We start from the raw sequence: 26836 nt of genomic DNA on the forward strand, positions 1-26836 counted from the left end.
GCAACCATTAACTGCTCACAGACCAATCAATTAGGAAATCTTACAGTGGACGATCTCCCAGTACTGCCCTGCCTTCGTCGAGAGCTTCTGTGCTTCGATCTGGATGATAGAATAGAAAAGCCTGACAAACTAACCCTTTGTTTTTATTAATTACATACATTATTATAAAACGCGTTGGTATATTCCTTAGCTTACAACTGAATGCACTGACTCTAGAAATGACAACCGGCTTGAAGACATTGGATGTACTTCAGCCCATTAACTACCATTATATTAAGGATAATGCAATGCCTAACTTTTTCACCCAATGCTGGTCCAAAATTTCCTTTCCTTCAACCTTTGCCTCCACTACAGGGCAAAGAAATACACAACGAGCAATGGCCGCAACAGAAATTGCCGGAACGACCCTTTCAACCTTCACCCCGGTCGCTGTTATTCCTACTAAAGTGGCTCAGACCTGTCTATCAATTTATTCTTTATTCCGCAGCGATTTAAAAATTGGTGAGAAAGCGGTACAGGTATTACAAGGTAGTATTGCAGCAGCGCAACTGGGATTAGCAATTACTATGCTTTTTACTGCTCAGTCATGTGCCACCGATGATACAGGTCTCTGCCAGGGCGTTTTATTGACCCAGCTGCTCTATAATGGAGTAATGCTTACAGGATGGTTACCCAGTGAGTACTCCAAAGAGCCTTACACAGCACCAGTAGCTCAGGCAGAGGTATAAAATATCAAAGTTTAACTATCCATTAATACAGTAATGTCGCGTGCATCCGATAAGCCGTGATCATCGACGACCCGCACTACAAATTTGCCTGGTTTAGCCTTCCATAAAAAAGGCTTGTCGGGCTTTGTTTCTGCAATAAAGACTTCATTAATAAACCAATATAAATGCGCAATACCTGCATCAGTTACAGCACTTAATGGAATTTTGTCATTAAGTTGAGAGTTAGCGCGCACTACGTAACTTATACCCGCTTGCGGTGAAGTGATTTGTGGATTAATACCGGTATTCCCTGTTAAAGCACAATCGGACTCAAAAAATGGTGGTGTATGCCTTTGAATACCTGCCCGTTTGAAAACCTTTAACAAATCAGAGGGCCAAAATTCAAAAATTTCAAAACGAGTATTTTCATCAATGTGGCAAGTACGTAAACCCGTCCTATTATTTATAGCTACTTCTCTAAAAATGGTATCTGTTTTTATTGGAGACTTTCCAGGAATAAACCAAGTCCACTCGGTGTCGAGACAATAACGCGTAGGCAGCATTCCCGATGCTTTGCATACCTCTATTTTACGAAGATTCAATAACCCCATTTGTTTTTTAACCTGAGGGATGGGCCCTCTCTCTTGTTTAATTGCATCGATTAATTCAAAAAATAAAGGTGCAGCGATATCCTTACCAATAAACGAAGGATTGGCTTTATTATCAAAATTACCTATCCATACAGCCAAAACATAGGGACCAAAAGAACCAATAGTCCATGCATCGCGATAACCGGAAGAAGTTCCTGTTTTCCAAGAAACAGGCAACTGGGAAAAGGATTTGTAAGCTAAATCCGTCCTTGGAGTATTTTGCAGCATGTCTAATACTAAAAAACTTGCTTCTGGACTTAGTAGGCGGCGCCCATTCTCTTTTGCTTTACCTTTAACTGACTGAATAGAATACCAAACCCCATCATTAACTAGCATCGCATACAAGCTAGCTAACTCGCGCATAGTTAGCTCGCCCCCTCCTAAATTTAGAGATAAGCCATAATAGGATTCTGAGCGTAAATGACTGACTTGCGCTTTTTCTAATAGTTGATGTAACGTTGGGTTGGACAATTGACTTGCTAACTCAATAGCGGGAATGTTTCTACTTAACACTAAAGCATCCTTTGCTTTAACTGGCCCCATAAAATCATAATCAAAATTTTCTGGATTATAACCGTTAAAACTATGAGGCACGTCTTTTAAAACAGTATTGGGATGCATTAATCCCTGATCGAGAGCCAATCCGTAAATAAACGGTTTCAGAGTCGAACCCGGAGAGCGCTTTGTATCCACTCCATTAATTTGTCCGCCTATACTCTTATTGAAAAAATCAGCCGATCCCATTAACGCTTTGACCCCCATATCACGGGTATCAACTAATAAAACTGCAGCGTTATAAACACCCAACCCTTTTTTTCGCGCTAAATAATGGCGCGTGATTCGTTCGACAACCATCTGAGTCCTATAATCTATGGTTGTATCAACACTCTGCACCGATACAGCAGCGTCATTCAATACCGCATTAACAAAATGTGGGGCATAAAAAGGTAAACTGTGGCTATTTTGCATTACTAACGGTAAGCCAAACATCATCTTCTTGCTCTGATCATTGGGATGCTTGTCAAGCCATCGCACAAATAGTTTGTCTCTTATTGTTTTTAGATTAGTGTTATTTGGTGTTCTTTTTCCGGGATTTTGCGGAATAATGCTTAAGGTTAACGCCTCTGGTAAACTCAACTTATTACTAGATTTATTAAAATAAATTAAACTTGCAGCCCCTGCCCCCTCGATATTTCCGCCATAAGGCGCCAAATTTAAATAAGCTTCTAATATTTGCTCCTTGCTGTAATGCATTTCAATTTGTACTGCTCTAATAATTTGCCATAATTTACCCAATGCTTTTTTAGAGTTGATGCCATAACGAATACGCGCTAATTGCATAGTAATTGTTGAGGCACCCACTCGACGTGATTTAACGGCATAAGTTTGCCAACCAGCTTTAAACATAGCGAAGGGATTAACCCCAAAATGCCAGCGAAAATACTGATCTTCTTGTAATAAAGTCGCATCTATTAATTGTTTTGAGATATGAGAAAGAGGAGTAAATAATCTGAATTTTTCGTCTTTACTTAAAGTCAATCTTAATAATTGATGATGCTCATCATATACAGCCTTAGAAAAATTAACGTTATCCAATAATAAAGGCTTGGGTAAAAAAAATAATGTCAAATATCCACTGACAAAGAACAAAACAAGGATTATGCTACTTATCCTGATTATTTTTTTCATAATCGACATGATGCATTAAAATGGGTTAAATTATATTCAAATTTAACATCATTTACATTAAAATGTTGCATATTTGAAAAAAAATTGACCGCCGATATAACCAATCATCTCAAATGGGATAAATCATGAATAAAAATCCACTCGCTTCAGTTTTGAATGTGCTTTGCTCTGCATTTTCTGCTGTCTTTGGAAAACTGAACTGGAATAGCCCTCCGTGGATGACTCACTTACACCATAAAGCAAAGAATAGTCCCAAACTATTCTGGGGAACGACTTCCTTAATTTTTGTTTTTTTTCTTGCAACAGTATATGGCGTTTACTGGTATAAACATCGTCCTCAACCAGAGTATATTACTGCATCCATTATTGTTCCTGAACTATCTCCCTTAACCATCAATGATCAACCCATAGTACCCAATAATCTTGTGATTGATTTCGGGATTAAAAAAAATGGTTTTATTAATCAGGCGGTTGCTCCTATCAATTTAATAGGAAAGCCTGTTACAGAAGGAGTAGAAATAAGCCCCAATATTGCGGGTCAATGGAGTTGGAATAATGATAGTGAGCTCGTTTTTGTTCCTTCTGAAGACTGGCAAGCAGGACAAAAATACACGATTCACTTTGCACCAAACTTTTTTACTCCTAATGCAAATCTGAAAAACTATGACTTTTCATTTTTTACTAATCCGTTTAAAGCCAAAGTCACTGAGTTTAAATTTTATCAAGACCCGATTAACTCCGAAGTACGTCAAGCTGTAGCGACAATTCAGTTCGACTATCCAGTCAATACTGATTCTCTTGAAAAAAATACTTCTTTAATGTTCCAAGCCATTAAAAATGGAAAAATGGATCTTAATGCCGAACCGGTCAAGTTTTCCTATACTTATGACCACCATAATCGTATTGCCTATTTACACTCTGAAAATATTAAAATTAAAGACGTAGCCCGCTATTTGGTCTTAAACCTTAATAAGAATATCTCTTCATCGACAGATTCAGCGAAACTTAAAAAAGAAGCGCAAGTTAATTTGCTTATTCCTGACGCTAGTAATTTTATGAAAGTGCTTTCGTCTTCAGCATCAATTGTCAGAAATGATAAAGACAGGCCGGAACAAGTTCTTACTGTAGAAACAAGTCTAGGTGTAAATGAAAAAGATTTTAATAAGTCAGTTCATGCTTATTTGCTACCGCAAGATTATCCAGCAACGGCAGCTGAAGCAGCAAAATCTAATTATCAATGGCAAAATCCTGGTGAAGTGACCAGTAAAGTGCTCTCCTTAGCAACGCCTCTAAATAAAGAAGCGATTCCTACTGAACAAAACTACGCAACCTTACATAGTTTTAAATTTGCTGCACAAACACCTCGATATATATACATTAAAGTAGATAAAGGGATGCAAGGCTTTGGTGGTTTTAATTTAAATAATGACTATGCTGCAATTATTGCTGTACCTGAATTTCCCAAGGAAATCAGTTTTCTCCATAAAGGCTCCTTACTGGCCCTAAGTGGTGAGAAAAAACTTTCAGTATTAGTTCGTGGAGTACCTGCAGTTAAATTTGATTTTGCCCGGGTATTACCGACCAATGTCAATCAATTAGTGACTCAAACTCAAGGCGATTTTAATAACCCTTACTTTATTAATCCTACATTTAACCAACAAAATATCAGCCAAATATTTTCCGATATCCAACAATTTGATAATTCAGATTTAACCAAACAACAGTATACAGCTCTTGATCTCAGTCGATATCTCAGTGTTGATGCCAATACAGCGGGTCCTCAAGGATTATTTTTATTACAAGCCACTGGGTGGGATGTGGCTAATAAAGTGACATTAGATGTCAAGGCCAGTCGCCTGATTCTGATTACTGATTTAGGTATGCTAGTAAAAGATAACAATGATGGCACTCATGATGTGTTCGTTGAGTCAATCACACAAGGAACCCCAGTAGCAAATGCTACAGTGACTGTCCTTGGTAAAAATGGTTTGCCAATTTTATCTCGTGTCACCGATGCCCAAGGTCGCGCTAATTTCCCTACCCTTAAAGATTTTGTTGAAGATAGAGAACCTTCTGTTTATTTAGCAGGCCTCAATAATGACGTATCCTTTATTCCATTTAATAACTACAATCGACAATTAAATTTCACCAAGTTCGATATTGGCGGTATTTACACCAACAATCAGGAACTACAAAGTTTAAGCGCTTATCTTTTCTCTGACCGAGGTATCTATAGACCTGGCGATACCATGCACATAGGAATGATAGTAAAACAAGCTTATGCCCAACCTCAACCAGCAGGACTTCCATTACAAGCAACAATAATAGATCCTCGGGGAACCACGGTAAAAGATCAAAAAATCACCCTTAATGACACCGGTTATATGGAGCTTGATTTTACTACCAATGGTACTTCTCCAACGGGTCAATATATGGTGAATTTGTTCTTAGTAAAAGACAATCATCCACAGAATCTTTTAGGTACTACTAGTATTCGTGTTTCGGAGTTTCAACCAGATAGAATGCGAGTCACCTCTAATCTGTTTCCTAAACCATCAGAGGGCTGGACTTCCCCCTCTGGTTTAAAAGCGCAAGTTAATCTTTGGAATTTATATGGTGCGCCAGCAGCTAATCGGAAGATTAGTGCCAAAATTATGTTAACACCACAGCAAATCAAATTTGCCAACTACCCAGATTATATTTTTGTTGATCCTCTTTTGGATCCGAAAAAACCGCCCAAAGTATTTACCGAACCATTAACAGATATCAGAACGAATGATAAAGGTGAAGCAGAGTTTGACCTGCATTTGGAGCGATTTGAAAAAGCAACTTATCAGTTAACGTTTTTTGCAGAAGGTTTTGAGGCCGATGGTGGTCGCAGTGTTACCACTCAATCTAAAGCGTTAATCAGCCCTCTCCCCTATTTTATAGGATATAAGCCTGATGGTGATTTATCATTTATCAAGCAACATAGTGCAAGGACAATTAATTACCTCGCTATTAATCCTCAATTAAGTAAAGAAGAGGTTAAAGGCTTAAAGATTGAACTTGTATCCTTGCATCCAGTCACTACTTTAGTTAAAAAAGCTGATGGTACTTATCAATACCAATCCATTATCCAATCCTCAGTAGTTAGCACTAATCCCTTTGAGATTACCGAGACAGGAACAAACTATCAGCTGCCTACACAACAAATTGGCGATTACTCATTAAAAGTTCTGGATAAAGATAATACGGTTCTGAGTCAATTAAAATTTAGTATTGTTGGAGCAAGTCAGCAACCTTTAGCTAAAAATGCTGAGCTGGCTATTAAGCTTAATAAAGCTGAATATAAAGCAAATGAGAGCATAGAGATCCAAATCACCGCTCCTTATACTGGTTCTGGCTTAATTACCATTGAGAGAGATAAAGTCTATGCAACTCAATGGTTTAAAACCGCAACGACTAACTCAGTACAAACCATCCTTATACCAGCCGATTTCCAAGGCAATGGATATGTTAACGTAGCATTTATACGAGACTGGGAGTCACCTGAGTTATTTATTAGTCCTCTAAGTTACAGTGTAATGCCTTTCACGGTGAATCATGATAGTCATGATATTAAAATAGAATTAAAAACCCCAAAGGTGGCTCGTCCTGGAGAGCCGTTTACCATTGATTATAAAACAGATAAACCAGGGAAGATTATTGTCTTCGCTGTTGATGAAGGCATATTACAAGTAGCACGTTATACCACACCCGATCCTCTCGCATTCTTTTTTCAAAAACATGCTCTGGAAGTTTTAACTCAACAAACTGTGGATCAAATTTTACCTAAATTTATCCAAGATAGAGAGTTATCGGCTGCTGGCGGTGATGGTGGTGAAGAAGATATGGCCAGTCGTCTGAACCCATTCAAAAGAAAAACGGATTTACCTGTAGTCTATTGGTCTGGAATCATTGATACAGATAACACAAGCCGACAATTAGTTTATCAAGTTCCTGATTATTTTAATGGAAGTATTAAGGTGATGGCTGTAGCCGTAGCTACTGACTCAGTGGGATCTAAAGATACTGCTGCAGAAATTCGTGGCAATTTTATTATCAATCCTAACGTTCCTACTTTTGTTGCCCCAGGGGATGAGTTTGAAATATCAGCAAGCGTGGCCAATAACATTAAAGACTCTGGAGAACATACCTCTGTTACGGTCGATCTGACCACATCCCCAGAAATTGAACTTATAGGTAGCGAAACTCAAACTTTAGAAATTAAAGAAGGGCGCGAACAAACAGTACATTTTAAATTACGAGCAAAATCGTTATTAGGTGCTGCCAAGGTAACATTTACAGCCAAAGCAGGTGATAAATCCAGTAAAATGGATGCCACTCTGAGCGTTCGACCTGCAATGCCATTTATCACTAATGTGACCAGTGGCCAAACTCAAGAGGCTAAAAAATCATTGGATATTATACAAACCTTTTATCCTCAATATAGGAATGTAGATGCAACCCTATCTACTAGTCCTTTAATTTTGGTCTTTGGTTTACAACGTTATTTGGATAATTATCCCTATGGATGTACAGAACAATTAACCAGTAAGGCATTGCCTTTATTGGCAATGAATAGCCAACCTTGGTTTACCAAAGACAGCGGTCAAATCAATGAGAAAGTAAATGCCACAATTCAAATGCTTAGCCAAAGGCAAATGTCTAATGGCGGCTTTAGTTATTGGCCAGGCGCGGGGCAAAATGATGGCAATTCCTTTGCCTCAGTTTATGCAATGCACTTTTTAACAGAAGCAAGAGCGCAAGGATTTAATGTTCCTAGTGACTTATTCTCTAATGGCCTTACTTATTTGAAAAATCTTGCTAGCCAAAATGCGTCTGATTTGGATGAGGCAAGGATTCAGGCTTATGCAATTTATATTTTGACTCGAAATGAAATAGTAACAACGAACTATCTTGCTAATTTACAACTGTATCTACAAAAAGATACCTCTAAAGCTTGGCAAAAAGATATTACCTCGGTCTATATCGCGGGTTCCTATCAATTGCTAAAAAGTTCTGATGATGCCAATCAATTAATTGGCTATTATCAGCCACAAAATAAACAAGCCTATGATACTGATTTTTACGACAGTAATATTGCTAATGCTCAATATCTTTATATTGTCGCCAAACATTTCCCTAATTTATTAGCTCAGGTTGGTGATAAGGTATTGATGCAATTAGTGCACGCCATTAATAATAATGAGATTAATACCATCTTGTCCGGCTATACGAGTTTGGCATTAAGTTCTTATCAGCAAAATGATACGACAGGAACTCACTCTCCTCTATCGATTACTGAATTACTGAATAATAATCAGGAGAAAAATATTCCTTCTGATAATGTAAATTATCAAAAGATTAGTGTAACTCCCGATGTCAAACAGATCAGCTTGAATAATCCGGAGAAACAAAGCTTCTTTTATCAGTTGATTCAAGCTGGTTTCAATAAAACAGTTCCCACAACACCATTAAAACAAGGCATGGAGATTTATAGAGAATATAGAGATGCCAAAGGTAATGCAATTCATGCAACTAATTTAGGCAGTGAAATCGAAGTGCATATTCAAATACGTGCCTTAGATAATAGTTATCTCACTAATATCGCAATTGAGGATTTATTACCCGGAGGTTTCGAGGTGGTTCTTGACTCAGTGAAAGCAGATACTATGGATTTCGCTGATGCTCGGGAAGATAGAGTCAATTATTTTGGCAGTATTGATTCCACCACTAAAGAAATTGTTTATAAAATCAAAGCAACAAATACAGGAAAATATATAGTTCCTCCTGCTTATGCTGAGGCAATGTATGATCCTACAACTAAAGCGATAGGTGCTGCTGCAGAAATAATTGTAACAAACGCGCCTTAGTAGGCCTGCTAACGGAGTTATATCGGGAGGGAATATGCAGTACTCCGATTAACTCCGTTATTGCGTTGATTCTTGTCAGCAATATAGTTGGACCGTTGTAACCCTAGTCGTCATGTTAAAAACAAAATATCGTTCTAGTCCCCCTCCCTAACCCTCTCCCGCGATTTGCTATCTATTTCCAATCAAAATTCCTCGCACGGGCGAGAGGATTTTTCGTGCTATCTGAATATCATTCGGTCTCTTATCTCCTCTCCATTGATGGAGATAGTTAGGGGAGGAGGAGTTTACCTTTAAAGCCAAGGAGGATTTTCTCCTAAGACAAGAACCGGATCAAAGCCTAACTCCCCCATTCTCTCCCATTCATATTGCAAATAAACAAGCTGATCGGACTGAGCCGACTTATCACTGTCTGTGGTCGCCTTTAAACAGTCATCAAAAGGTCCATAAGTATAAACATTACATACCACCCCCTCTAAATCAGGATCTTTCCCCATCATATGAAACCAATCATCAACCAGAAGAGGCTCATGGCTATCTAATGCAGGATCAAGAACATAATAGGAATCCATATAGCGCACAATTTCCGCAACGTGATACCACCAGTAGACTGCCCCCTCAGAGGAGTATGGTGTTTGTACAGCTAAGTTGCCAAAAGTAAAAATTTTTGCAGGACGAATTAATTGATTCTCATTTAATTTCATTCCGGCAAGTGCAGCTCGAGCAAAACATCCATCATCCGGAAAAAGCCAACTAATACGGCGAGAAAAATCTGGATTATCCTCCAAATACAGAAAACGACTGTCACGAATTAAATAGAACATACGCAATAATTCCTCGTGAGTTGAAACTTCTGGTGCCGAGGAAAAATCTATTTGACTGATAGGCACTTTTGTTCTTTCCGGAGTATCTTTTAAATAAAACGTACGTTTTTTATTTTTTTCATTATGTTCCTTAATACGATTTAAAGCTTGTTGGAATGTTTCGTTCGGAAATCTCTTTTGAGAAATAACGGAATAAGAGGTACTACAGAACGCGAACAAACCAATTAATATTAAATTAAAGACCAATTTCTTCATTATTTTTCCTTATCGTTTAGGAATGCCACTTTGCTGTTGAGACCGTAATCCACGAAAGAAAAAGTATAAATCATCTTGCTTAATAAAAGAACCAATACACTGCTTCGATTTATTAACATCATCATGTAGAATACCTAAAAAACTTTAAAGGATATTAAGCATGTCTCATATTAAGGTAAGTATTCTCATGGGTTCCAAATCGGATTGGGTAATAATGGAGGAAACAGCTCGCATGCTCGATAAATTAAATATTCCTAATGAAGCACGTGCGTTATCCGCCCACCGGACTCCAGATGCATTATTTGAATACATTAAATCAGCAGAAGAACGTGGTGCTGAAGTATTTATAGCTGCAGCAGGTGGCGCAGCGCACTTACCAGGTGTCGTGGCAGCAAAAACCAGTTTACCGGTGCTTGGTGTTCCTATGCCCTCATCAACATTTACGAATGGACTTGATGCCCTACTTTCCATCGTGCAAATGCCAGCAGGAATTCCTGTTGGAACACTTGCAGTAGGTAAGGCAGGAGCAATTAATGCCGCGTTGCTCGCTGCTCGATTTTTAGGTAATAAGTATCCTGAATATAAAAAAGCAGTAATTCAGTATCTTGAGGAACAAGCAAAAACTGTCATTGATAATTCTGTATTAAAAAACTAGAGCTTCTTTCGCGTAGGTTGGGCCTTAGGACAACATAGAGTCTCTTGCTTAATTCAATGCTCGCTGTGCGGGCAAAACATGCTCCTAGGTGTTGTTGGGCCGCTGCCTATTTCGAATCCCCGCTGTCGATGCCGCGGGGATTTGACATTAAATAATCTACTAACTTAAAGTAGTTAGACACCTATCAGAACAATTAGTCGAAGACTTCTCCTTTCCGAAAACTGAAATGAATAGTTTAAAGCCCCGGTCAGCTCTCTTCGGATGCTCTTTGCAGGTTAGCCGAAACCACCACGATACTCTATCTAGAGAACCAAGCTCATCTTTATCTATGGCAAGGGCAGTTGCTATGTTAGAGATTGAATGGCTTCAACCAAAGCAAGCCCTTCTAACTCTTGTACACGTTGCTTTAAAGACTCAACCGTATCCCCAGAAAATACGGGGCACTTTTTTTGTAATAATATAGGTCCATCATCAACCTGCTCGGTTACATAATGAACGGTACAACCTGTTTCTTTAACTCCGGAATCAAGGACTGCTTGATGAACCTCAACATCCATTTTTCCGGCAAAGGCGGGCAATAAAGAAGGATGTATGTTAATAACTTTATCGTGCCATGCCGTAACAAACTCAGGTGATAGAATGCGCATATATCCAATTAAAACGACTAAATCGACATGATAATGCAACAAGCGTTCGCTAATTTGTTGATCATACTCACTGCGACTTAAGCCAACTGGACTTAAAAACTCAGCATTTAAGCCATAGTCTACTGCTCGTTCCAAGATCATTGCCTGAGATTTATTACTGATAACAACCTCAATGCTAGCTGACAAATGCCTCTTATTAATTCTATCAATAAGAGTGAGCATATTAGTTCCACGTGTTGAACCTAATATTCCTAAACGGATCATAATGCACGTAACCTTTTCATGAATTCAATACGCTTATTAATTAACTCAGAGGTACCAATATCTTCCCTATGAAACACTGGGCCTTGGATATGATTCATTTCACACTCAGCTATTTCTTCGGCCAAACTGATAGTATCTGCCACGCCAACATAAGCGGCGGTGCGTGAACCCGTTGCATATAATTTACCTTCATCATTATCCACTGCAGCAAGATAAAGATAAGATTTATTCTGCACTTGGTGAATGTCTATTTCGACATGGCGCAAAGGATGATCAGGATAGCCCTCTGGTACTGCATATTTACATACCGTTGCTTTTTGCGAAAACTTTGCTTGATCAGCCAGCAACGTTCCATTGGTTATAGAAACACATAAATCTACAAAATCAGACTCCAAGATACTTAATACATTAAGCGACTCAGGATCACCAAAGCGCGCATTAAATTCAATGACATAGACTCCTGTAGCCGTAGCAATAAATCCACCATAAAGTATGCCTTTATATTTTTCACGGGTTTCAGCCATTAATGCATTGATTACCGACTGATTGATATTCCACGCTTGCTCTATATCGGATACATCTAAGAAAGGTAGTCTATGATTTGCTGCAGAATAACTACCCATTCCCCCTGTATTAGGTCCCTTATCATCAACATAAGCACGTTTATGATCTTGAATAACGGGCATAGGGACTAAAGTGATCCCGTCAGAGAAGCACATAAAAGAAAATTCCTGGCCAATTAATTTTTCCTCAATAACTAAAGATTGGCCTTGAGCAAAGATCTCTTTGCAATAATCTAGAGCGTCCTTATAGGAATGCAAATGATCACCAGCAACTTTAACCCCCTTTCCTGCCATTAAACCATTAGCTTTAACCACATAAGATTCTGAACCTAACTCATGCAGAAACTCAGCAATACCCTCCATATTGGAAAATGTTTTATATTTGGGTAAGCCGGGAATACGGTATTTTTGCATTAAGTTTCTAGCAAATCCCTTGCTTGCTTCTATTTGAGCTAGCTGTTTTTTGGGGCCGATAACGGCAATGCCACAGGCATCTAGAGCATCTGCCAAGCCATGCTCCAATGGAGCTTCTGGGCCAATTATCGCCATCACAACGTGCCATTGTTTAGCCTGCAAAACGACTTGATCAATGTCGGTAATGTCACCAACCCAATAGCCTTGGCTCAACTCTTCTATACCAGGATTACGCGAAGTACCACAACAATAAAGATCGGGGGTATGTTTAGAAAGACTCAAGGATTTAGTTATGGCATGCTCTCGTGCCCCAGAACCCACTATAAGAATATTCATTAAGACAGCTCCCCCAATTCTGTTTGCAACGCACTCTCACTCAATCTTTTTTTCTCTAAGGACTTTATTTTTTCCTCATTAATGTTCCCGCAAATATAACGACCATCCATGCATGCCATGCAGGGTTGTTGCATATGGTGTTTTCCGCGACGAGTTACTGCTTCAACCAAAGCCTCTGCAGTTTGATACAATAGTTTATCAACGCCTAAAAATTGCCGAATCTCCTCTTCAGTTTTATAAGCAGCAATTAATTTCTTACGCGAAGGAATATCAATACCATAGAAGCACGGATTTTTAATTGGAGGGCAAGTGGAAACAAAATAAATCTCTTTTGCACCAAATTCACGTACCATTTTTACAATTTCACGTGATGTTGTTCCACGAACGATGCTGTCATCAACAATTAATACCTTCTTTTTATTAATTTCAGTTTTTTGCGGTGTTAGCTTGTAACGTACCTGACGGGAACGCAATTCTTGATTGGGCATAATAAAGGTACGACCAATAAAAGGATTTTTGTATAGGCCTTCTGAATATCTTATGCCTAATTCATTGGCAAAAGCCAAGGCCGCTGTGTTGGCAGTTGACGGTGCAGGAATAACTACATCTGGAATTATGTCTGGATATTTTTCTTTCCAATTTAAGGCCAAATTTTGCCCCATACGCAATCGTGCCCTATACACACTGACGTCATCAAGAGTTGCATCTGGTCTAGCAAAATAAACATATTCAAAAATACACGGAGTGAATTCTTTAGCACTAAGCACTTTCCTATGTAATTGGCCATTTTGACTTACATAAGCAACCTCTCCTGCTTGTAAATCTCCTTTGGGTTCAAATCCTAAAGCATAAAAAGGGGTAGTTTCAGAAGCAAATATATAGTCTTTAGTGCCATCCTCTCGAACTCGTTCCCCCCAAACTAAAGGGCGAATACCATGAGGATCCCTAAAGGCAACTAAGCCTTTTCCAATCGCAAGACTGACAACTGAATAAGAACCCTGCACTCGCTCAAATATAGTAGTAACACCCTGACACAATGATGCGAAAAACTGTTCTTCATCCTCATCAAGATAAGCGCCTTTTGCCAGATTATCGGCCAAAAGCAATAGCAAAGCCTCTGAATCCAGCGTTGAATTTAAATGTCTATGTTGTTTGTCACGAAGTTCATTAGCTAATTCCGTATAATTAACTAAATTACCATTATGAGCTAAAGCAATGCCTATAGGGCTACCTACCCATAGGGGCTGAATGTCTGTTTCACTATATCCGCCCGCCGTAGGATATCGAGCATGGGCTATTCCCACATTACCATGAAGTTTAACAATATCATCAGAGGTAATCGACTCACGAACCAAACCTAAACCATGTTTCAGATAAAATCGGTCGTTCCCAGTCAAAATACCACAGGCATCCTGACCTCTATGCTGCAAATGAATCAAACTGTCATAAAGTTCAGTTGCAACAGGACCATGACTGTAAATTCCAACAATACCACACATACATCCTACCCCTGGAAAATTTTTTCAGATAAATAAGTCAGTGCTTTTTCTCTACGCAAGATACTTCAATCTTTTTTCTGAGAGCTTCCTTTATTACGATCTCATCGAATATTTTTCGTCTTTGAATCAAAAGTCATGTCCGTCAAGTTTAGAAATAAAGACCGTTTTAATACCCTCTCCCTAACCCTCTCCCGCGATTTAGTATCTATTTCCAAACTAAACTCCTCGCGCGGGCGAGGGAACTTTTCGTGCCATTGGAATATTATTCCACCTTTTATTCCCTCTCCCTCGAGGGAGAGGGTTAGGGAGAGGGGGAAATCTACCTCTTTTACTCCTTAGCCTGACACCTATGAGTCCAGATCCAATCGAGGATTTAGCTAATACTCTATCACAAGTCCCATTGTCCTTAACTCGCTTTCATTCAGTTGTAGATTGGGTCGCGGCCCAACCTACATTTTAAAGAAACATTTTCTTAACCTGACTATGGAGCAAGGGCTCTACCTTCATTTCAACAAGACGGCTCTCAATAGCATTCTAACCAATGTTGAATATTGCGTAGAATTCTCTGACTTGTGGGGCCAGGATTTTCTTCAAAATGGAACTGTTGACCAGTAATCATTTCATAAAGCTGAATATAGCGCGATGATAAGGTCACAATTAACTCGTCAGGGGCCTGAGGCAAAACCTTATCGTTGTATGGATCACAGTGCTCAACAAACCACAAACGCAAAAACTCTTTATCTATATTTTCAGGCTCTTTACCCTCAGCAAAACGCTCTTGATAACTTTTCGATATCCAGTAGCGGCTTGAGTCAGGAGTATGTATCTCATCGACTAAAACGATGCGCCCTTCTGCGTCGCGTCCAAACTCGTACTTAGTATCTACTAAAATAAGACCATGTTGTTCCGCAACCTTCATTCCATGCTGAAATAATTGCAACGCATAAGAGCTTGCCTCATCCCAATCTTCTTGAGTCATCCATCCTTCTGCGACAATTTCTTCGGGACTAATGGGGCGATCATGTTCAGCTTCTTTAGTGGTAGGTGTTAATACCGGTATTGTTAATTTTTGATTTTTCCTCAAACCTTCGGGAAAAGCCATACCACAATATTCGCGTACTCCTTTTTGATATTGAGTCCATAAGGAGGTACTAGTTGTTCCTGAAATATAACCTCGCACAACAAACTCAATAGGGAAAACAGTACATTTTTTCGCTATGACTACATTCGGATCAGGCACAGCAATTAAGTGATTAGGTACTATGGACTGTGTATTATTAAACCACCAAACGGAGGTTAAATTCAATACTTGCCCTTTATAAGGAACCGCTGCAAGCAAGCGGTCAAAAGCACTTTGTCTATCCGTAGTGACCAAAATTAATTTATCACCTAGATCATAGGTATCTCTTACCTTCCCTTTATATTTTTTACCCAAGGTAAAATCAGTTTCTGTTAAACAATAAGGAAGCGCTGCTGTTATTTCTTTTGAGTTAGGAGTTTTCATATTCATAGCAGACATGTGAGTTAGGGTTAAAAATAATATGAGTATTTAATATGGCCTTAGTTAAGTCATCAAGCGGAGTCGCTTTTTCACTTTTGAAAATCCATAAAATACCATGATGAATTTGTTCCACACCTTTAACTGCAAAATGATCCTCAAGCATTTGTTTCTTTTGTTGTCCTAATAAATCGTCCATTGGCCTTACTAAATAAGCCTTAGATGAAGCATTAGCAATGCTTTGAGGATCGACCAGGTATTCTTTTCGCTCGTTATATAAAACCCCAGTTTGTTTGATCTGCTGAATAATCTTTGGCGATGGGCAATCTATTTGCCAATGAACCATACGACCAACCTGCACCGGGATACCTAATTGTCGTAACGTATTTTGTACGGTTAATGCGTAATTATCAGTGATAATGAGTTGAACCACACACTCATGTTTGTTCACTTCTTTTTTGTATAATTTTCTAGGTAGTATTTCCGGTGTATAGGATAATACAGACGGGGTAAATGGCTTTGCTTCCTCTATATAGTCTCTCATAGAAAGGAATATGGCATCCCCCGATCCGGTTCGTTCTGGGTGAGGCATCATCGCCATCACATTGCCAGACTTATTCATTACTGCTGCAATATTTAACATCGAACCATTGGGATTAATAGGAAAATTATCAATAATAGTACCCTGCTCATCGCAGTACTGGAACACATGCAAGTCTTCTTGCTCAATTTCCTTTAATAACGTTACTGGCATGACAAAACGTCCTTCTGCATGAGCAGCAGGAACTGATAGTATTGAGTCGTGGTTTAAGCGTCGAGTGAATGCATTACTTTTATTAGTGCTACAAGAACGCATGTGAATCCAGCTGTTGTAAAAACCAGTACCTAATATTTTTCCATCAACGATACGTTTATTTTCAGTAAGAGCCATTCCCAGTTGGTGATTCTTTAAGCCTGGCACTAATCCCGTTTCCACTAAAATTTGCGCCCCATTACAAATGCCCAAAACTGGTTTTCCCAATTCGCTTTGCGCTTTTATTTCCTGCATTACAGGATCTAGTGCTGCTATTATTCCCGCGCGAGAACGATCTTCATAAGAAAATCCACCAACAATAATATATCCATCCATTTCTCGTAATTTGCTGGGAGATTCATTCCAGAGAAACTCAACGGGAATCATTCCTGCACGTTTTACGGCTAAAATGGTTTCTCGTTCACAATTGGAGCCAGGGAATTGCACAATAGCAATATTCATTAGAGTAGTCTCACTTCAGGCTTACCCGATATTATTCGTCCAATTTCATAAAGAGGAAAATCAGAATAATGCTTCAGCAATAAACGCATTTCAGGAACAATCTCAGGCGATACAATAAGAACTAATCCTATTCCCATATTAAAAGTACGGTACATCTCCTGATCATCTAAATGCCCCAAGGCGCGCAGGACATTAAAAACAGGTAAAACCGGGCATTTATTTTTATGTATTTCAACAGAGCAATGCGAAGGTAGTATCCGAGGAATATTCTCTAACACTCCACCGCCACTAATATGAGCCATACCTTTAATGACCATTTTACTATTAAGCAGATGTAAGACGGGATTAGTATAATTAATATGTGGCGCGAGTAAGGCCTCCCCTACAGTCTGCTCTAGTTCGGAAATTTTTGAATCAACGGTATAACCACCGATATTAAAAAATAATTTTCTTGCTAACGAATAACCATTAGTATGCAAACCACTGGAAGGAAAGGCAAGTACCACATCACCAGGTACTATATCGCTACCTAAAACAGCATTCTCTTTTTCAACGACGCCAGTAATAATGCCAACTAAATCATGTTCCCCTTCTAAATAGGTATCAGGCATCTCGGCTGTTTCACCGCCTACCAGGGAAATATTGTTTTCAAGACAGGCCTTAGTCATGCCTATAATAATTTCTTCAATATTTTGCGGCTGCAAACGATCCGTAGCAATGTAATCCAAAAGAGTTAGCGGTTTAGCTCCCAGAACAATAATATCATTTGTTGTAGCACTAACTAAATCTATCCCTATAGTATCAAATTTCTGCATCATTCTAGCGACTATCATCTTAGTGCCAACGCCATCAATGCTTTGCACCATCACTGGATGAGTGTATTGTTGCATTAAGGGCTTTAAATCATACATTGCGCCAAAACTACCAATTCCGGTTAAGACTTGAGGGGAAAAAGTTTTTTCCACAGTTCGTTTAATACGCCGTACGGCCTCATTACCTGCCTCAATATCAACACCAGCGTTTTTGTAATTGATAGTGCTCATTTTATAATAATCTCTCTCTTAGACCATGTTCCCAGGCATATTTGGCTTCGCTTATAGGCAGGTTGATAACTGAATTGATCTGCAAAATAGGCTGTTTCGTAGTATATCCAATAGTCCAATAGGAGATTTGATACCGGGCTAATAAAGCATCCAAAGCAGAACTATGCTCCCTATCCACTTCAAGAATAAAACCACCACTCTCACCAAATAAAAGCTTCTCTGTAGTTAAATCACCCGGGATCTCGACATTCATTCCTACGAAGTTTTTAAAACTCATTTCCGCTAAGCTGATAGCTACCCCACCTTCTGAGATATCATGCGCAGCTAAAATGAGACCTCGCTGAATGGCTTCTGCTATACCTTGAATTTCGTTATTCAAAGCCTTTAGATCGGGTTGGGGAAGATGAGAACCCAATTCACCAAATAGTTGATAGAAAACACTGCCTCCACATTCATCTTTGCGCTCGCCAATGAGAATGAGCAGACTACCCTCTTTTTTAATATCAAAAGTAACGGAATAATCAACATTAGGTAAGGTACCTAAGCAACTAATCATGGGGCTGGGAGGTATAGCACCCTTGGCCGATTCATTATATAAAGAAACATTACCGGCAATGACTGGCAATGTTGCATCGGGATATTCTTTTAACTGAATAGCAGCGCAAGCATCAACTATTCCTCGCACCGAATCAACAAATTCTCCCATTTGCTCTGGCTGCTCTGGATTACCGAAACATAAGCAATCGGTTAACGCAATAGGATTAGCTCCCACCGCTGTGACATTACGAACAGACTCAACAACAGCATTTACCGCGCCCCAATAGGCATCAATTTTGTTGTATCGTGGATTCTGATCTAAGGATAAGGCAATACCTGTTTTGCGAATTTCTTCAGGATATTTATCTTCATTAAAAGGCTGCATCACTCCCGCATCAGCCCAACCGGCTTCTAGATGAGTTCGCCCCTGAACCTGCTTGTCATAGGTTTCAAAAATAGGGGCTCTGGACGCTATATTTTCATGCGCTAAGAGCTGCAATAAAATATCATTGAAATCGGTTACAGCGGTTAGTTTGGGTTCCTCAGTTTTTTGTTGCTTGGCAGTAAAAGGCCGGCTATATACTATTCCTTTCGTTACATCAGGCACTTTAGCTCGTACTAGTTCCTTTCCTTGATAATTCACCACATACAAACCATCATTACGAATTTTACCAACTACTGCGGCACAGGCTCCTTGTGAGACCTGGGGTAATGCAAAAACTTGATTATAATGATCCAAAATAGTATCTACAAGATCAGGTGGCACCACCCACATAAATCGCTCTTGAGTTTCAGAGCACAGTATGACTGATGGCAAAAGCCCATCCATTCCTGTAGGAACTTTTTCTAAATCAATTTCAGCCCCATAAGTTCCACCTGCTTCAGCTAATTCAATGCTCGCGCAAGCAACACCACCGGCACCTAAATCCTTAAACCCAACTCGATCAAGCAAATTCCTTTCTTTCAGTAAATTAAATAAAGCGTAATTGGCTTTCAGAATGTGTCTTTGGAGAAAAGCGTTAGGCTCTTGTACTGCCCCCTTATTTTTCTCTTTGGAATCCTCTTCTAAAGTTGTAGAGGCAAAACTTGCTCCGCCAAACCCACTATTATCCGTCGGTTTTCCAACAAGAATAAAAACATAATCATTTGCATTTTCTGGAGCATAGGAGTGAATAATATGATCTTCTCTGACTATGCCTAAGGTAACTACTGTAACCAAACAATTTTCATTGTAAGCACTATCATAATAAACATCACCCGCTATATTAGGTATCCCTAAAGGATTACCATAGCCCGCTATGCCAGCAACAACCCCTTCCTGAATCCAATGAGTGTGGGAGCGATTAATATCACCAAAGCGCAAACTATCTGCTAAAGCAATAACCTCTCCCCCCATACAGCATACATCCCTAACGTTACCACCAACGCCTGTTGCCGCTCCCTCATAGGGAACAATTTGCGAAGGATGATTATGCGACTCATGGCTCACAATGACTCCGTAGCGATAGCCTTGGTTGTCTTGAGCCACGGAGACTACACCTGCATCCTCTTTGGCACCAAGAATAACGTGCGGACCGGTAGTATTAAATTGTTTTAGATGAATGCGGCTGCTTTTATAAGAGCAATGTTCAGAACCCTGAATAGACCATAAAACACACTCAGCAAGAGTGGGTGGTCTTTTTAGAAATTCATTCTGTATGGTTAATGCCTCATCGATAGAAAGGCTTAAATGATGGTCGCGAAGTAATTGGGCAATTTCTTCCCGAGACAAAGACGAAAAATCAAAAATTTCAGTAGGTTTTTGCATGGATCCCTTAAAATAAAGGTATTAATCTTTGAAGGACTAAATAACGCCCTCCTGCCATGTTTACTGTTCGTTTTATCGCAATTTATAGTCTAAGAGCCCATTGATTCGTAAAAAATAACAACTAGTGTTCATTTTTAGTCGACTTCATTAACAGGATCTAAAATATGGCGCTATTGTATAAGCTAATCTACTGAGTAAGCAAGAGAATTAATCTCTTATTTCTCAGGTTTGTTGACAACGCTACTTTCTTATCCGAAATATCCTGATTTTCTGTCGTAGAAGTTCAAATTAATGAATTGCCAACACTCACTTAACTAATTATCCATTCAACCTGTTTTTTTATATCTATAGGTATTTCTGAAAGTTCTTCCAAATCATAATCAGCGTAAGGATTAAAATTAGGATTTAAAGATTGAAGCTCTTGTATGCGTTTTTCACGTACTTGATGGATCCATGAAATTTGAGGAGCAAATAAATGAAGCATTCCTTCAACCCACTTATCTAATACTTGCCAATAAGGATCGTCCATTAAAGTCATTTTGTAACGTTTAAGAAAATAATCCATATGAGTTGCATCATACAAAATTTCTGACGTAACCCAACGATTAACAGTAAATAAACGTATTGGTTGCCCAAATTGGTTCATTCCAATGGCCACTAGATGAGTCATGGGATTATCTATGTATTTATCCCAATCAGCTAAGGCCGTTGGTTTAATACGCTTGGGTATATGCTTGTATCTCATAAAGCAATGGAAATGACCGTGCTCATGATTGTCATAATTCTCCCTATGACAATGATAGAAATACTGTGAGCCCGTACTGTGATCAATACGATCACCTTTAGGGTAATGACTCATTCTCTCATGTCTATGCTTTCTTTTAAGAGTATAATGAAGGATATTCTTACCATTACTGGTAGTCATTTTTTGTTGTGCTTCTAAAACCTGACTAGCATACCCAAGAAAAACTTTTTGACGCCATCTGGTCAATTTTGGGAGAGTAAATTCCGAATTAGTCGTCATAATTTTACTATATTAAAGAAAGAGGTAGTTTTCACTACCTCTTAGAGTTGGATACAAAACGAACTATTATTCGCCGCTGCAACCAGAACAACCTTTGCAACCTTTGCAACCTTTACATCCCTTGCAACCAGAACAGCCCTTGCAACCAGAACAACCTTTGCAACCTGCAGCAGCTGGAGTAGTAGCATCAGCAGCATAGGCTACAGACATTACAGGAGCTGTTGATAAAGCAGTTAATAACGCAGCTACAGCTAAAGTTGATTTTTTCATAGTAATACTTCCTTGATAGTTAAATGTTTTTTTCTTGACCCACTAAGATATTAGCAAACAAATAGCAATATATCTTCTTTTTTAAAAAAAATTAATTGTCTATTTTTTGTTTCAAAAGTTACTTAATAGATCATAAAACTTAACCGAGAAACATAGGCTCCTAGACCTTTAGTGGCCGACTCGTTTAGTTTGCCATTCCCACCGGAGCGGGAATAGCAGTTTAGCTATTTGAAAACATTTTAAGATAATTGCTGTGCCTTATTAAATAAATGAAGCATAGATGCTTCAGGGACAAATCCCACGGCATCTAATTCAGTAACATGGGCTCCTTGAGTATCAAAAAATAACATCGTTGGAGTACCATAAATTGCAAACGCTTTTTTTATGGCATCCACTTCATCATTTTTATCACTAATATCCACTTTAATATTAACCAATCCAGACATGGCTTGTACAATTGGAGATTGATTAAATACTTTTGTATCCATATCCCTACAATCACCACACCAGTTTGCGGAAAAATCAATAAAAACCACTTTATGCTCTTTTTTAGCTTGTTCCAACTGGTAATAAATCTCACCGAGCTTATTTACTTTTATAAACTGACTCTCTGCCAAACTACCTTGTTGGACCGGATGAGTAACAGCTATAGCTAAGTTATAAAGAATAATACCCCCATAAACTATAGAGAAAACCCCAAAGGTTTGAAAGATTAGACCTTTTTTGTTTTTAGGTGATTTTAAACTTCCCAAACTGATGCTCCCAATAACTAATAATGCAGCCCAGAGAATTTTAACTACTGTCTCATTAATGACCCTTGAAAGCATCCAGATGGCTATTCCTAGCATCATCAAACCAAAAAAGTGTTTGATTTTCATCATCCATAAACCTGTTTTAGGCAATATAGAGCCATAGCCAGATCCAACAATAAGTAAAGGAACTCCCATTCCTAAGGCCATTACAAATAAAATTAACCCCCCCATTAAAACCTGACCATTTTGTCCAATATAACTTAAAACGCCAATCAAGGGCGCGGTGACACAGGGAGATACGACTAAAGTTGATGCAACTCCCAGTAAGCCAATTGAAATATAAGTCCGTTTGCTATTGGCTTGACCTAATCGATTAAACCGATTTGCAATACCATTAGGAAGTCTTAACTCAAAGAATCCAAACATAGACAAAGCCATAATAATAAAAATGATACTAAATAGTATAATTACCACCGGCCGTTGCATCATAGTTTGAACAGTGCTACCCATTAATCCGGCAAGCATTCCTGCTCCTGCATAAGTGATAGCCATGCCTATAACGTAACTCAAGGATAACTTAAAGGCCTTTAGTGTAGATAAAGAGTCTTGTCCCACAATAATACCCGATAAAATAGGTACCATGGGTAAGACACAGGGAGTAAAAGCCAATAATAATCCTAAACCAAAAAAAGCACTCAAATACACTAGAGCGCTATTCCCTTGAATAAAATTCATCACCGTATCTGGGTTAGAGCTGTCAAAACCAGGGGTTGATGACCAAACCACCGTAGTAATTAATGATAGTAATATAATGCTGAACCAATAAATTGATTGTTTCATTTTTTTATCCTAATTTTTGAAAATAACAAAAAATAATGCCGTAAATAGAGAAGCATTAATGCTGTTTTTATTAAGAGCTGCAGTCATTTAGTACCTTCTAGCTCGCTACTGCACGACAGATAAATGAAGCAGACATTATTTAATTGAGGATAGGCGGTTTAAATAGGGATGAAATTGGATCACTATATTTAGATGTTATGAGGCGATAGAAAAGAATTCCTGTAAAAACAAATAAAAAAGCACTTATATTCAATTCTTCTTCAGTCAATGCACACAACCAAGAAGAACAAGCAGACACTACAGTTGTTCTGGTGGAACAGGGGCTGGAAGTTGCACTGTACTGGGTTTTATGTTGTATTTTTTGTTCTAATGGGCATGTTAGTACCGGCTTTATAATAAATAAAGCCATACTTAATAGAAGTAAGTAGTTGATGTATTTAAATAGCTCTTTCATAAATATTATAGTATCTACCTGAAAGCAAAATGTACAGCGTTTTTGAGATCGGGAGTTACCTACCAGGTTCAAAGTAATCCCATAATCCTGGGTACCTCCTTAGCGTAACTCAGGAATAGTGTGGCAGGATAAACATGACATTAGAACTTCTTTACATACCTAATAAGGTGCTCCTGAACCTGGGTTACGCTAACGCTGCACCCAGGCTACAGCTCTTATCTGAAACTGACGTTAAGCTAAGAGCGCCCGGTCATCATGAGGGGCTTATACTAATTATGGCACAACGCGCTTTGCGGGAGATCCTTCGTCGCAAGCTCCTCTGGATGACTCTTAGGTAAGGCAATTAGTTACCCTACTTAAGGGGATCATATAGAAAAGAGATAAAACAAGGAGAATGATTTAAGATAACTCTTTTTTAGACGCTAGCAACAACAGCTTATCAAGCAGTCTTGTAGTTAAAATTCTCTTTAAAAAAATAAATAAGTAGGTTGGAAATGTGACTGGATATTTGGCTTTGGGTTTTTTAGCCTCTATCGCATGGATTAATTTCTTTATTACTGCCTCTGGTTTTTTAGTGAATATTGAATCCGATTTTACCTGCTTATAGCTAGAAAGCATGGTTTGATATTGTTTTTTAAAAAAACTATTGTCCATGTCTATATTCTGTAATGTTCCATCAACTACATTATCTCTAAATCGACTTTCTATAGGCCCAGGTTCTACTGTAATCACAGGAATATTAGCAGCATGCAATTCTAATCTTAATGTATCGCTTAATCCTTCAACAGCATATTTCGACGCATTGTATGCCCCACGAAAAGGCATGCTAATTAAACCTAATACTGAACTAATATTAATTATGCGTCCCTGCCCTTGTTGGCGCATTACAGGGATGGCCAGATTAGTCAACTCCATCAAGCCAAACACATTAGTTTCAAATTGTTGGCGTAGAGTATTCCTCGAAATATCCTCTAAAGCCCCTGCTTGCCCATAACCAGCATTATTAATCAAAACATCCAGTTGTCCTGATGTTCTGCTTAAAAACTGAGTAAATCCCTCTCGAATTGATGCAGAGTCATTTACATCTAAAAGAAGCGTTTCAACCCCCATAGACGATAGCTTTTCCACATCGGCCATTTTCCGGCAAGAAGCAATAACCCTATGCCCTCTTTTCTGCAAAGCAAAAGCAGTGTCAAAACCTATGCCACTAGAGCAGCCAGTGATTAAAATAATTTTATTACTCATTTCTTAAGCCTTATGAGCTTATGGGATCAGGGTAGTCATCCTACTCTAGAATCATTCATTTTGCAGCAATTGGCTATGAAGATAAAGTGAACCAAAAAAGACCAGTAAGGGCAAATTCAACCCTGGTTTGTTAAAACTCATCTATACTGAGGGTGATACAACAAGAAAAAAAGGAATGCATCATGGAAGGAATATCCGTTAGAGATAATAAATTGATGCCCGTATTTCTCGCTTGCGCTCTATTATTTACTAGTATCTTCTACAGCAATTATGTCCATGCAAACAATGCATCATCTCCCCCTGGCACACAATTAGCGTATTTCGTGGGATACCATAGTTACTATGGTGCGTATTACCCAGGCTATGGAGAATACTACCCTGGCTATGTTTATTACAGGACAAGAAACTATCACCGCGCCTACTGGACTCACTGGATACGCATTGGGTACGCCTGCCGTCAAAAATGTCTTATAAATCGTTGGAATGGTAGGGTTGTCCGTTGCGTTCGCCGTTGTTATGACTAGACTGTTAACCCATAAATAAGGTTGGATTGAATCCAGCCTTATTTATTTTTTAGGCAGCTGGGTGTAAATATAAGCCCCCAATAATTATCTTCAGTCACGCCTTTTCTTTTCCATAAAGAAGGTAATAACTTATGGCTGTACAACTTTGAAGAGCTACCATTTCGTTTCAAAGATGAATTAGAGTCTAACATGTCGTCATTCTCCTTTTGTTTATCAAATCGATCCTTAACCCGTTGATAAGTTTGGTCGACATGAGATGGCAAAGATTTCAATGGTTGTTTTTGCTCTTTTGCTACTCCAACTAATAAATCGTCGCGCTGTTGAAACCGGCTAGCAAGAGCAAGCTTAATTTTTTTTAAGTTCTTAGCAATTTCGACTCGTTGCTCTTGTAGCTCTTGTATTATCGTCTCTTTTCCATAAGACTCTTTAATAGTTTTTTTTATTTTATTTATTTGAGTAGCGAGTTGCTTATTTTGATGCTTCAAAAGCAACTCCTGTCCTCTTAAACCTTCTATGGACTCATTTAACATAGCAATGGCATGATAATTAAATATCATTGGGGAGAAATCGGCCTCATTCTGATGTAATTTTATATATCGCCTTAAAGCTCTATGATTTCCATCTGGTTTATTCATTTCACAGAATTGATTATAGTTTTCACGAATACAGTGTGGTAGACCATTAATTAAATCAGGTCTGGCAATTAATTGCATATTAACAGAAATCAGCATAAATCCTTCGTAACAATGGCGTTTGAGGAGAATATTTGCGATTTCTATCCAGCGACGAAAAGCATTTAGTTCTGCATCTGGATTATCTCTGTGCCGCTGAATGTCGTTTTTAAGAAAGAATTCGAGTTGTTCTCTTAATTGAAAATAATTAAGTTGCATGGCACTTGCTTTTTCTCTCCGCTCAAAACCACTGGGTTCCTTAAACTCATCTAAGCTCAAACCTTGATAAACCTCCCTTAATTTGTAATCAATAAGTTGAGCATAACTAGTGACTATATAATTCTCTATATACGAATACAGTGCTTGGTTTTTATTACTACCCGCAATAGATTTCTGCATTTTATGGTCGATAATGATGCTATCCATCTTTTCTGAAGCGAGTGGCTGTTGCCAAAATAATTGATTGCCTTCTTGAGACAACCAATTGCGAAAAGCAAAACGAGACATTGTTGTAAACTC

The 26836-nt window shown here is 38.6% G+C and carries 18 protein-coding genes; 4 read left to right on the forward strand and 14 right to left on the reverse strand.

Going from position 1 to position 26836, the window contains the following annotated elements:
- The first annotated feature begins 287 nt into the window (after positions 1-287).
- A complete protein-coding gene (locus tag LFA_RS07550; RefSeq protein ID WP_045095649.1) occupies positions 288-728 on the forward strand; it encodes a hypothetical protein in 441 nt (146 codons plus the stop codon).
- Between the two features lie 11 nt (positions 729-739).
- Here the strand turns inward: LFA_RS07550 and pbpC are convergent, their stop codons facing one another.
- On the reverse strand, positions 740-3046 hold the full coding sequence (pbpC, locus tag LFA_RS07555) for a penicillin-binding protein 1C (protein ID WP_045095650.1): 2307 nt from the start codon (positions 3044-3046) through the stop codon (positions 740-742).
- Positions 3047-3171: 125 nt separating this feature from the next.
- Here pbpC and LFA_RS07560 point away from each other — a divergent pair, with 125 nt between their 5' ends.
- A complete protein-coding gene (locus LFA_RS07560; RefSeq protein ID WP_045095651.1) occupies positions 3172-8943 on the forward strand; it encodes an alpha-2-macroglobulin in 5772 nt (1923 codons plus the stop codon).
- A 290-nt stretch (positions 8944-9233) separates the two neighbouring features.
- Here the strand turns inward: LFA_RS07560 and LFA_RS07565 are convergent, their stop codons facing one another.
- Positions 9234-10019: a protein-glutamine glutaminase family protein gene (locus LFA_RS07565; protein ID WP_045095652.1), complete on the reverse strand. Its 786-nt coding sequence runs from the start codon at positions 10017-10019 to the stop codon at positions 9234-9236.
- Between the two features lie 160 nt (positions 10020-10179).
- Here LFA_RS07565 and purE point away from each other — a divergent pair, with 160 nt between their 5' ends.
- The gene (gene purE, locus LFA_RS07570; protein ID WP_045095653.1) at positions 10180-10674 is read left to right on the forward strand and encodes a 5-(carboxyamino)imidazole ribonucleotide mutase; all 495 of its coding nucleotides are present in this window, start codon (positions 10180-10182) and stop codon (positions 10672-10674) included.
- Between the two features lie 344 nt (positions 10675-11018).
- Here purE and purN read toward each other — a convergent pair whose 3' ends face one another.
- The 11 genes from purN to LFA_RS07630 all read right to left on the reverse strand — a co-directional run bounded on the left by purN (position 11019) and on the right by LFA_RS07630 (position 25122).
- The gene (gene purN, locus LFA_RS07575) at positions 11019-11585 is read right to left on the reverse strand and encodes a phosphoribosylglycinamide formyltransferase (RefSeq protein ID WP_045095654.1); all 567 of its coding nucleotides are present in this window, start codon (positions 11583-11585) and stop codon (positions 11019-11021) included.
- Positions 11582-12898 carry a phosphoribosylamine--glycine ligase gene (gene purD / locus LFA_RS07580; RefSeq protein ID WP_045095655.1) on the reverse strand — a complete coding sequence of 439 codons (1317 nt, stop codon included), beginning with the start codon at positions 12896-12898 and terminating at the stop codon, positions 11582-11584. Before purD ends, purN begins: the two co-directional genes overlap by 4 nt.
- Entirely contained in the window at positions 12898-14397 is a 1500-nt protein-coding gene (gene purF / locus LFA_RS07585; protein WP_045095656.1) for an amidophosphoribosyltransferase, read from the reverse strand. The genes purD and purF overlap by 1 nt, the downstream gene beginning before the upstream one ends.
- Before the next feature lie 523 nt (positions 14398-14920).
- Complete coding sequence (locus LFA_RS07590; protein WP_045095657.1) at positions 14921-15907, reverse strand: phosphoribosylaminoimidazolesuccinocarboxamide synthase; 987 nt, start codon at positions 15905-15907, stop codon at positions 14921-14923.
- Positions 15888-17150 (reverse strand): phosphoribosylformylglycinamidine synthase I, encoded by a 1263-nt coding sequence (gene purQ / locus LFA_RS07595; protein ID WP_045095658.1) that lies wholly within the window; start codon positions 17148-17150, stop codon positions 15888-15890. The genes LFA_RS07590 and purQ overlap by 20 nt, the downstream gene beginning before the upstream one ends.
- Positions 17150-18193, reverse strand: coding sequence for a phosphoribosylformylglycinamidine cyclo-ligase (purM, locus tag LFA_RS07600; protein ID WP_045095659.1), 1044 nt, complete (start codon positions 18191-18193; stop codon positions 17150-17152). Before purM ends, purQ begins: the two co-directional genes overlap by 1 nt.
- Position 18194: 1 nt before the next feature.
- Positions 18195-20537 (reverse strand): phosphoribosylformylglycinamidine synthase subunit PurL, encoded by a 2343-nt coding sequence (gene purL, locus LFA_RS07605; RefSeq protein WP_045095660.1) that lies wholly within the window; start codon positions 20535-20537, stop codon positions 18195-18197.
- A 310-nt stretch (positions 20538-20847) separates the two neighbouring features.
- Positions 20848-21561: a DUF6969 family protein gene (locus LFA_RS07610; RefSeq protein WP_045095661.1), complete on the reverse strand. Its 714-nt coding sequence runs from the start codon at positions 21559-21561 to the stop codon at positions 20848-20850.
- Positions 21562-21627: 66 nt separating this feature from the next.
- A complete protein-coding gene (locus LFA_RS07615; RefSeq protein ID WP_045095662.1) occupies positions 21628-21831 on the reverse strand; it encodes a hypothetical protein in 204 nt (67 codons plus the stop codon).
- 239 nt (positions 21832-22070) lie between these two features.
- Complete coding sequence (gene dsbD, locus LFA_RS07620; RefSeq protein WP_045095663.1) at positions 22071-23423, reverse strand: protein-disulfide reductase DsbD; 1353 nt, start codon at positions 23421-23423, stop codon at positions 22071-22073.
- Positions 23424-24276: 853 nt separating this feature from the next.
- Positions 24277-25122 (reverse strand): SDR family NAD(P)-dependent oxidoreductase, encoded by an 846-nt coding sequence (locus tag LFA_RS07630; protein WP_045095665.1) that lies wholly within the window; start codon positions 25120-25122, stop codon positions 24277-24279.
- A gap of 342 nt (positions 25123-25464) precedes the next feature.
- Between LFA_RS07630 and LFA_RS20485 the strand changes: the two genes are divergently transcribed.
- Entirely contained in the window at positions 25465-25596 is a 132-nt protein-coding gene (locus LFA_RS20485) for a hypothetical protein (protein ID WP_269447743.1), read from the forward strand.
- Between the two features lie 88 nt (positions 25597-25684).
- Here LFA_RS20485 and LFA_RS07635 read toward each other — a convergent pair whose 3' ends face one another.
- On the reverse strand, positions 25685-26824 hold the full coding sequence (locus LFA_RS07635; protein ID WP_045095666.1) for a hypothetical protein: 1140 nt from the start codon (positions 26822-26824) through the stop codon (positions 25685-25687).
- Positions 26825-26836: the final 12 nt, after the last annotated feature.

This window comes from Legionella fallonii LLAP-10 (genome assembly GCF_000953135.1).
In the GTDB taxonomy this organism is placed as follows: Bacteria; Pseudomonadota; Gammaproteobacteria; order Legionellales; family Legionellaceae; genus Legionella; species Legionella fallonii.